This is a genomic window from Nocardia sp. NPDC060220, assembly GCF_042727815.1.
GTDB lineage: Bacteria > Actinomycetota > Actinomycetes > Mycobacteriales > Mycobacteriaceae > Nocardia.
This window is the reverse complement of the sequence record NZ_JBHWZY010000497.1, coordinates 1-5,197: the sequence shown is the minus strand read 5'-3', so window position 1 is coordinate 5,197 and position 5,197 is coordinate 1. Positions and strand designations below refer to the sequence as shown.

Here is a 5,197-nt window from a genome sequence, read left to right as displayed (position 1 = left end):
CCGCTGGCAGGTACGCGCCGACCTTCCACTGCGGACCGAAACGGACTGAACCCCGCTCGCCCGCGGTCGTGCGGGAAAACATGGGGGAATGCTGCGCGGCGGTGACTATTAGGGTGGGGCAATGCCGATCAGCGTGCTCGTGGTGGACGATCAGGAACTCATGCGGATGGGCCTGAAAATGGTGCTCGGCGCGCACCCCGACATCGACGTGATCGGTGAAGCGGGCAACGGCGACGAAGCCGTGCGGCGCGCGAGCGAACTGCGACCCGATGTGGTGCTGATGGATGTGCGGATGCCGGTTGTCGACGGAGTGACGGCCACCGCGCAGATCGTGGCCGCGGGGGAGGGCGTGCGGGTGCTCGTGATGACCACCTTCGACCTCGACGAACACGCGCTCGGCGCCCTGCGTGCGGGCGCCAGCGGATTCCTGCTCAAGGACACTCCGCCCGAGGATCTCGTCTCGGCCATCCGCAGCGTCGCCGCCGGTGACGCGGTGGTCTCGCCCAAGGTCACCAAGCGGCTGCTGGACCGGCTCGTGGCCGAGGACCCGACGAGCCTGCGCGACCCGAAGATCCTCGACGTCCTCACCGCGCGCGAACGCGAGGTACTCGAACAGATCGCGGTCGGCCGCTCCAACGCCGAGATCGCCGCGGCGCTGTTCCTGTCGGAGGCGACGGTGAAAACACACGTCGGCCGGGTACTCACCAAACTCGGTCTGCGCGACCGGGTGCAGGCCGTGGTGCTGGCCTACGAGACCGGGCTCGTGCGACCGGGCGGCTGAATTCGCCGGCTCGCTCGGGAGAAAAATCGGGCGCTCGTGCGTTGAAGGGGTAGATCGTCCGAAAGGATCGCCATGACCGCAGTGCTGTTCGTCCTCTACCTCGCCGTCGAGATCGCCGCCCTCGTCGGTCTCGCCCAGTTGATCGGCATCGGCTGGGCGCTGATCGTGCTCGTCGCCGTCTCGGGCGTGGGATTGGTGCTGCTCGGACGGCAGGGCAGGCGGGTGTTCGACCGCTTCCGGCGGGCCTCGCGCGGTGAGGTGACCGCCGAGAGCGCGGTCGCCGACGGGGTGATCGTCGCCACCGGCTCGGTGCTGCTGTTCGTGCCCGGTCTGGTCACCGGACTCGTCGGCCTGCTCGCGCTGTTCCCGCCGACCAGGGCGCTGCTGCGACCGGCGCTGGAGAAGCTCGGCACCCGGCGCTTCGGCCCGCTGCCCTCGTTCGCGCCCTCGCCGTATCGCGGGATGGTCGTCGACGCGGACGGCGACGTGGTCGACGGCACCGTGGTCGGGCAGTGGTACGACGATGGTCACACCGCGGGTCCGCGCGCGCTCGGCCCCGCCTGATCCGACAAGGCCTCGGCCGACACGCCCGCGCGCGGCGGCGAAGGGTCTACAGTACCGACATGGCCACCGAGCAGATCACCGTCACGGTGAGCGAGGAACTGGCCGACGCGGTGCGCAGAGCGAGCGCCGCTGCCGGACAGTCGATGTCGGACTTCACCACCGCCGCATGGCGGCTGGAACTGATCGCCGTGGAGGCGGGCGGGCATTGTCTCGCCGGGTTCGGCGACGCCGAAGTGCGCGCCGCACTGTCGCTGCCGACCTGACGCTCGCGCCGCCGACCGGAGCCTGTCCCTGCCGAGGTGCCGATCCGGCGATACGGCAGACTGGGGCATCGTGAGTACCCAGTTGCTGATCGGCGGTCGTTTCTACAGTTCGAGCTCCCCGGACGCGGCCGCGATGGCGGTCACCGACGGCACCGTGGTGTGGCTGGGCGCCGAGGCGCCCGGGCGCGCGATGCACCCCGATGCGGAGATCATCGACCTCGACGGTGCGTTCGTGGCACCCGCGTTCGTCGACCCCCATGTCCACGTCACCGCGCTGGGACTCCAGCTGACCGGGCTCGACGTGCGTGGCGCCGGATCCCTGTCCGACCTGCTCGAGACGGTGCGTGCGCACGCCGCGAGCCAGCCGGACGGGGTGATCATCGGCGAGGGCTGGGACGACACCGGCTGGCCCGAGCAGCGTCCGCCGACGGTCGCCGAACTCGACGAGGCCGCCGGTTCGGGCAGGCTGGTCTACCTGGCCCGGGTCGACGCCCATTCGGCCGTCGCCTCCTCGGCGCTGCTCGACGCGGCCGGTGACCTCGGCGAGGGGTATCAGCGTGGCGAACTGCTGCGCGCCGACGCCCACCACCGGGTGCGCACCATCGCGCTCGCGGAACTCACTCGTGCCCAGCGTGATTCGGCTCGCCGGGCGGCCCTCGACGCGGCGGCCGCCCACGGCATCGTCGCGGTCCACGAATGCGCGGGCCCGGAGATCTCCGGCCGCGACGACATCCGCGAACTGCTCGCTTTCGACCACGGTGTGGCCGTGCGGGCCTACTGGGGTCAGGCCGTGCGCACCGCGGAGCACGCGCGCGCCCTGCTCGACGAGCTCGGCGTGCACGCGCTCGGTGGCGACCTGTTCGTCGACGGCTCGCTCGGCTCGCACACGGCGCTGCTGCGCGCGCCCTACGCCGACGCGGCGGGCTGCGGCAAGAGCTTCCTCGACGAGGACACGATCACCGCGCATATTCGCGCGTGCACCGAGGCCGGGATCCAGGCCGGTTTCCACGCCATCGGCGACGCCGCCATGGATACCGTCGTCGCCGGATTCGCCCGTGTCGCAGCCGAACTCGGTGGTCCGGCGATCGCCTCACGTGGGCACCGGGTGGAACACGCGGAGATGACCGACGCGGCTGCGATCGCACAACTGGCCGAGCTCGGCGTGATCGCGTCCGTGCAGCCCGGCTTCGACGCCGCGTGGGGCGGACCCGACGGGATGTACGCGACCCGCCTCGGCGCCGAGCGCGCCGCGGGCCTCAACCCGTTCTCGGCGATGGCGGCGGCGGGCATCTCCCTCGCCATCGGGTCCGACGCGCCCGTCACCGTCATGAACCCGTGGGAACAGGTGCGCGCGGCCGTCCACCACCGCACCCCCGGCCACGGCTTGTCCCCGCGTGCCGCCTTCGCCGCTGCCACGCGCGGCGCCTGGCGCGCGGGCGGCGTGCGCGACGGGATGGCGGGCACGCTGGTTCCCGGCGCACCCGCCTCCTATGCCGTGTGGGACGCGGGCGAGCTCGTCGTCGCGGCGGCCGCCGACACCGTGCAGCGCTGGTCCACCGACCCCCGCTCCCGCGTACCCGGCCTCCCGCGCCTCGATCCGGGCGTCGACCTGCCGACCTGCCTGCGCACCGTGCGCGACGGCATCACGATCTACGCTGCCTGACCCGCCGCCAGCAACGAATCACGGAGCGACACACCATGATCGATCCCGCGACGGGTAACCACCCCGACTCCGCAGCCGAGCCGGCATCATCAGCGGGCGAGGTGGATCCCGGTGCGAGCCGATCCGCCGCCGCTTCGCACCCGGCGGTATTGCGGCTGCTCGCGGCCGTCGTGGGCGGGCTGCTGCTGTTCGGCAGCTTTCCGCCCCGCCCGTTCTGGTTCCTCGCGCCCGTGGCCATCGCGTTGCTCACCCTCGCCGTGCGCGGGCCGGGCAAGCCGCGCGGCGGTTTCGGGTACGGAATGCTCGGCGGGCTGGCGTTCTTCGTGCCATTGCTGCCGTGGACCGGGATCTACGTGGGCCCGGTGCCGTGGTTGGCGTTGTCCACGGTGTGCGCGCTGTACTTCGGCCTGTGGGGTGTGCTCGCCCGGTGGTTGAGCGCGCTGCCGGGCTGGCCGATCTGGCTCGCTCTCGCGTGGACCGCGAGCGAATGGGTGCGCTCGAGTTTCCCGTTCGGCGGATTCCCGTGGGGGCGGGTCGCTTTCGGTCAAGCCGATGGGTGGTATCTGCCGCTGGCCGCCTACGGTGGTGCGCCGCTGGTCGGCTTCGCGGTCGCGCTGACCGGCACCGCGCTCGCGGCGCTCGCCCTGCGCGTCGTCACCTGGGCCCGCACGCCCGCGCCACGCCCGAACACTCGCGCCGTGCGCACCGGATTTGCCACCGCGGTGGTGGCCGTGGCTACCATGCCCCTGGCCGGAGTGATCCTGCGGCCGACACTGCCCGCCCCGGACGCAGGTATCAGAACGATCACGGTCGCGGCGATCCAGGGCAGTGTGCCGCGGCTCGGGCTCGACTTCAACGCCCAGCGCCGCGCCGTGCTGGACAACCACGTCCGGCGCACCGAGGAGTTGGCCGACGCCGTCACCCGCGGACAGGCCGCGCGGCCCGACATCGTGATCTGGCCCGAGAACTCCTCCGATATCGACCCACTGCGCAATGCCGACGCCGCCGCCGAGATCACCGAAGCCTCGGTACGGATCGGCGCCCCGATCCTGGTCGGCGCAGTCCTGGTGAACGGTGACCGCACGACCACCAACTCGGTGATCGTGTGGAACGGCACGGCGGGCCCGGGGGAGCGCCACGACAAGAAGATCATCCAGCCGTTCGGCGAATACCTGCCGATGCGCGGTTTCTTCCGTTTGTTCTCCTCCTATGCCGACCGTGCGGGCTATTTCGTGCCGGGTAACGGTGACGGAACGGTGACGGCTGCCGGTGTGCCGGTCGGCGTGGCGACCTGTTACGAAGTCGCGTTCGATCGGGCATTTCGGGATTCCCTCGCCGCAGGCGCCCAATTGCTGACGGTGCCCACCAACAACGCCACCTTCGGCGAAAGCGAGATGACCTACCAGCAACTGGCGATGTCGCGGGTACGCGCGGTCGAACACGGGCGTGCGCTCGTGGTGTCAGCAACCACGGGTGTCAGCGGGATCATCACCGCTGACGGCGTGCTCAGACAGCACACCGAGCAAGTCGTCCCCGCCGCCTTGGTGGCCCAGCTACCGTTGCGCGACACAACAACAGTCGCTACCCGAATCGGTGGGTGGCCGGAACTCGCGTCCGTTATCCTGACCGCGATCGGTGTCGGATTGCTATTACTTCGACGCCGCCGCGCGAATCCGACGCATCTTGCGCGAAGTTCGGACAATTCTGAATAAGCGGTTTGTTTCAACCGGGGGGAAGCGGCACAAAGTTGCTGCTTCAGGGGTGTAATTCGTTGAGCTCGAAATAAATTCACATTCGTAGCCATCCGGCTGCCGTAGTACTCCGAATCATGGGCCAGGCTCCCGCGGCATCTCCGCCTTTGTCGTGCACGCCGACGACCCCGGCATCTCGTACGGCGAGCCCGAGCGGAAGATGGGCCTGAAGGGG

Annotated in this window: 5 protein-coding genes; all 5 read left to right on the top strand. The window is 70.5% G+C overall.

Features of this window, described 5'->3' with window-relative positions:
* The first annotated feature begins 121 nt into the window (after positions 1–121).
* The 5 genes from ACFWF3_RS23450 to lnt all read left to right on the top strand — a co-directional run bounded on the left by ACFWF3_RS23450 (position 122) and on the right by lnt (position 4,983).
* The gene (locus ACFWF3_RS23450) at positions 122–781 is read left to right on the top strand and encodes a response regulator (protein WP_378627551.1); all 660 of its coding nucleotides are present in this window, start codon (positions 122–124) and stop codon (positions 779–781) included.
* A 72-nt stretch (positions 782–853) separates the two neighbouring features.
* On the top strand, positions 854–1,345 hold the full coding sequence (locus ACFWF3_RS23445; RefSeq protein ID WP_379315283.1) for an FxsA family protein: 492 nt from the start codon (positions 854–856) through the stop codon (positions 1,343–1,345).
* Between the two features lie 59 nt (positions 1,346–1,404).
* Positions 1,405–1,608 (top strand): hypothetical protein, encoded by a 204-nt coding sequence (locus ACFWF3_RS23440; protein ID WP_378987931.1) that lies wholly within the window; start codon positions 1,405–1,407, stop codon positions 1,606–1,608.
* Between the two features lie 70 nt (positions 1,609–1,678).
* The gene (locus ACFWF3_RS23435; protein WP_379315282.1) at positions 1,679–3,271 is read left to right on the top strand and encodes an amidohydrolase; all 1,593 of its coding nucleotides are present in this window, start codon (positions 1,679–1,681) and stop codon (positions 3,269–3,271) included.
* A gap of 35 nt (positions 3,272–3,306) precedes the next feature.
* Positions 3,307–4,983 carry an apolipoprotein N-acyltransferase gene (gene lnt / locus ACFWF3_RS23430; protein WP_379315281.1) on the top strand — a complete coding sequence of 559 codons (1,677 nt, stop codon included), beginning with the start codon at positions 3,307–3,309 and terminating at the stop codon, positions 4,981–4,983.
* The last annotated feature ends 214 nt before the right edge of the window (positions 4,984–5,197 follow it).